Below are 3576 nucleotides of genomic sequence, written 5' to 3'. Positions count from 1 at the left end.
CCTGGAAGCCAGGGAGCGGGCGGGGCCCACGGCCGTTTCGGCGTACGGTCCGTCAGGCCCGGTCGCAGGCCTGCGCCCGCAGCGCGCGGGCCAGGTCGTCCCGGCGCTCCAGCACCAGGCGGCGCAGCGCCGGCGCGGCCCCGGGGTGCCCCGCCAGCCAGGCGTCGGCCTCGGCCAGGGTCTGCTCGTCGGTCTGGGCGATCGGGAAGAAGCCGCCGACGATCCGCATCGCGATCTCGATGGTCCGCTCGGCCCAGATCCGCTCCAGCAGCTTGAAGTACGGCGCCGCGTAGAGGGCCGTCAGGTCGCGCTGGGCGGGGATCGAGAAGCCCGCGGTGTTGGCCTCGACCAGGGCGCTCGGCAGCTCGTCCGAGTCGATCACGGCCGACCAGGCGGCGGCCTTGGCCTCCGCGGTGGGCCGGGCGGCCAGGCACTGGGTGTAGTGCCGCTTGCCGCTCGCGGTGTTGTCGGCGTCGAGCTCGGCGGCCAGCTCCTCGTCGGCGGCCTGTCCGGACGCGGCCAGGGCCAGCCACAGCGACCAGCGCAGCTCCTGGTCCACCTCCAGGCCGTCGATCCGGGCGCTGCCGGACAGCAGGCCGCGGACCAGGCCGAGGTGCTCGGCGCCGCCCGCGGTCTGGGCGAGGAAGCGGGCCCAGGCCAGCTGGTGGTCGCTGCCGGGGACGGCCTCGCGCAGCTCGCGCAGGGCGCCGTCGGCCAGCAGCCGGCCGCCCTCGCCGCGCCAGGCCGGGTCGGCGTACAGGTCGACGGCGGTCTTGGCCTGGGCGTGCAGCGACTGGAGCACGCCGATGTTGCCCTCCTGGCCGGCGAACCGCAGCACCAGGGCGACGTAGTCGCGGGCCGGCATCAGGCCGTCCCGGGTGAGGTTCCAGACCGCCGACCAGGCCAGCGCCCGGGCGAGGCCGATAGGCCGATCGGGCCCCTCCTGCCCGGTGCCGGGCAAGGAGGGATCGTCGTGGATGTCGCCGAGGCCGGTGCGCAGCGTCTCCAGCGACTCCTCGTCGAAGCGGACCTTGCAGTACGTCAGGTCGTCGTCGTTGAGCAGCACCAGCGCCGGGCGGGGCAGGCCGACGGCCTCGGCGGCCACGGTCCGGGTGCCGGTGACGTCCAGTTCGATCCGGCCGGTGCGCACCAGGGCGCCGTCCGCGTCCCGGTCGTACAGGCCGACCGCGATCCGGTGCGGGCGCGCGACCTCGCCGTCCTGGAGCACGGCCAGCTCGGTGATCCGGCCCTCGGAGTCGGTGGTGACCTGCGGGGTGAGCGCGTTGACGCCGGAGGTCTGGAGCCAGGCGGCGGCCCACGCCTTGAGGTCGCGGCCGCTGGTCTCCTCCAGCACCTCCAGCAGGTCGCCCAGCTCGGTGTTCCCGAAGGCGTGGCGCTTGAAGTAGCGGCGGGCGCCCTCGAAGAACGCCTCCGAACCGACGTACGCCACCAGCTGCTTGAGGACGGAGGCACCCTTGGCGTAGGTGATGCCGTCGAAGTTGAGCTTGGCGTCCTCCAGGTCCCGGATGTCGGCGGTGATCGGGTGGGTGGTGGGGAACTGGTCCTGCCGGTAGGCCCAGGCCTTGCGCTGGTTGGCGAAGGTGACCCAGGCCGAGGAGTAGCGGGTGCGGGCGCCGATCAGGCCGTAGGAGCCCATGAAGTCGGCGAAGGACTCCTTCAGCCACAGGTCGTCCCACCAGCGCATGGTGACCAGGTCGCCGAACCACATGTGCGCCATCTCGTGCAGGATGACGTTGGCCCGGCCCTCGTAGGCGGCGTCGGTGACCTTCGAGCGGAAGACGAACTCCTCGCGGAAGGTGACGCAGCCCGGGTTCTCCATCGCGCCGATGTTGTACTCGGGGACGAAGGCCTGGTCGTACTTGCCGAAGGGGTACGGGTAGTCGAACTGCTCGTGGAAGAAGTCGAGTCCGAGCTTGGTGACGCCGAGGATCTCGTCCGCGTCGAAGTGCGGGGCCAGCGACCTGCGGCACATCGCGGAGAGCGGGATCTCCAGCGCGGTGCCGTCGGCCAGTTCGCGGCGGTAGTGGTCGCGGGCGACGTGGTACGGGCCGACGACGACGGCGGTGAGGTAGGTGGAGATCGGCTTGGTCGGCGCGAACTCCCAGGTGCGGGCGTCGCCTTCGGCGATGACGTTCTCGTGCGGCGCGTTGGACCACACGTCCCAGGCGGCCGGGGCGGTCACCGTGAAGGTGAACGGGGCCTTCAGGTCGGGCTGCTCGAAGTTCGCGAACACCCGGCGGGCGTCGGCCGGTTCGTAGTGGGTGTACAGGTAGGTCTCGCCGTCCACCGGGTCGACGAAGCGGTGCAGGCCCTCGCCGGTGCGGCTGTAGGCGCAGTCCGCCTCGACGGTCAGCACGTTCTCGGCGGCCAGGCCGTCGACGTGCACCCGGGCGCCGTCGTAGGCGGTGGCGGGGTCGAGGGCGCGGCCGTTGAGGGTGACCGAGCGGACGGCCGGGGCGAGCAGGTCGAGGAAGGTGTCCGCACCGGGCTGGGAGCAGCGGAAGGTGACGGTGGTGGTGGAACGGAAGGTGCCGGCCGCCTGGTCGGGGGCCGAGGTCACGTCCAGCCGGACCTGGTAGCCGTCCACGGCCAGAATGCTGGCCCGCTGCTGCGCCTCGTCGCGGCTGAGGTTCTTGCCCGGCACGGCGGTACTCCTTTGTCCGGCTCGCACGGTGGTGCGCCCTGTGGGTGGTGCGGTCTCGGCGCGGGGGTGTGGTCCGCGCGCGGAGTCATCCTTTCACGGCCCGCTCCGTCGGTACCATTGCACAGATCGCCGCGTTCGCGCCGGAATCAGCGGCGCGGGGCGGGTGTTGGCGTTCCGGGGGGTGGAGCACCTCCCTGCCTCGGATCACCTCACGAAGGACGACTCCCAGTGACGACTGCCGCTGAGCGCAAGACCGCCGACTTCTGGTTCGACCCGGCCTGCCCCTGGGCGTGGATGACCTCCCGCTGGCTGATCGAGGTCCAGCAGCTGCGTCCGGTCGACGTGAACTGGCACGTGATGAGCCTTTCGGTGCTCAACGAGCACCGGGACCTCCCGGAGAACTACCGGGAGCTGCTGGACAACGCCTGGGGTGCGGTGCGGGTCTGCGTCGCCGCCGCCGAGCAGCACGGGCCGGAGGTGCTGGGCCGGCTCTACACCGAGCTGGGCCTGCGCTTCCACAACCAGGGCCTGCCGCAGAACCGGGAGACGGTCGAGGCCGCGCTGGTGGCCGCGGGCCTGCCCGCCGAGCTGGCCGACGCGGCGGGCACGGACGCGTACGACGAGGCCCTGCGCGCCTCGCACAAGGAGGGCATCACCCTGGTCGGCGAGGACGTCGGCACCCCGGTGATCGCGGTCGAGGGCGTGGACGGCGAGCGGGTCGCCTTCTTCGGTCCGGTGGTCACCCCCGCCCCGAAGGGCGAGGCCGCGGCCCGGCTGTGGGACGGCACCCTGCTGGTGGCCTCCACCCCGGGCTTCTACGAGATCAAGCGCACCCGTACGGACGGCCCGTCCTTCGAGTGAGGGGGAGCGGCGGGTAGCCGCCGCCGGAGCGCGTGGCGAGGGCCCGGCAC

At 72.7% G+C, this 3576-nt stretch carries 2 protein-coding genes; one reads left to right on the top strand and one right to left on the bottom strand.

Annotated elements, in window-relative coordinates:
• Window positions 1–52 precede the first annotated feature (52 nt).
• On the bottom strand, window positions 53–2665 hold the full coding sequence (gene pepN, locus ACFRMQ_RS39305; protein ID WP_380735693.1) for an aminopeptidase N: 2613 nt from the start codon (window positions 2663–2665) through the stop codon (window positions 53–55).
• A gap of 228 nt (window positions 2666–2893) precedes the next feature.
• On the opposite strand from pepN, the gene ACFRMQ_RS39300 reads away from it, so the two are divergent.
• Window positions 2894–3526 (top strand): DsbA family protein, encoded by a 633-nt coding sequence (locus ACFRMQ_RS39300; RefSeq protein WP_380735692.1) that lies wholly within the window; start codon window positions 2894–2896, stop codon window positions 3524–3526.
• The last annotated feature ends 50 nt before the right edge of the window (window positions 3527–3576 follow it).

Source organism: Kitasatospora sp. NPDC056783, assembly GCF_042789895.1.
Classification (GTDB): Bacteria; Actinomycetota; Actinomycetes; order Streptomycetales; family Streptomycetaceae; genus Kitasatospora.
The sequence above is the reverse complement of the archived record's forward strand: the minus strand, read 5'-3'. Positions and strand labels throughout refer to the sequence as shown.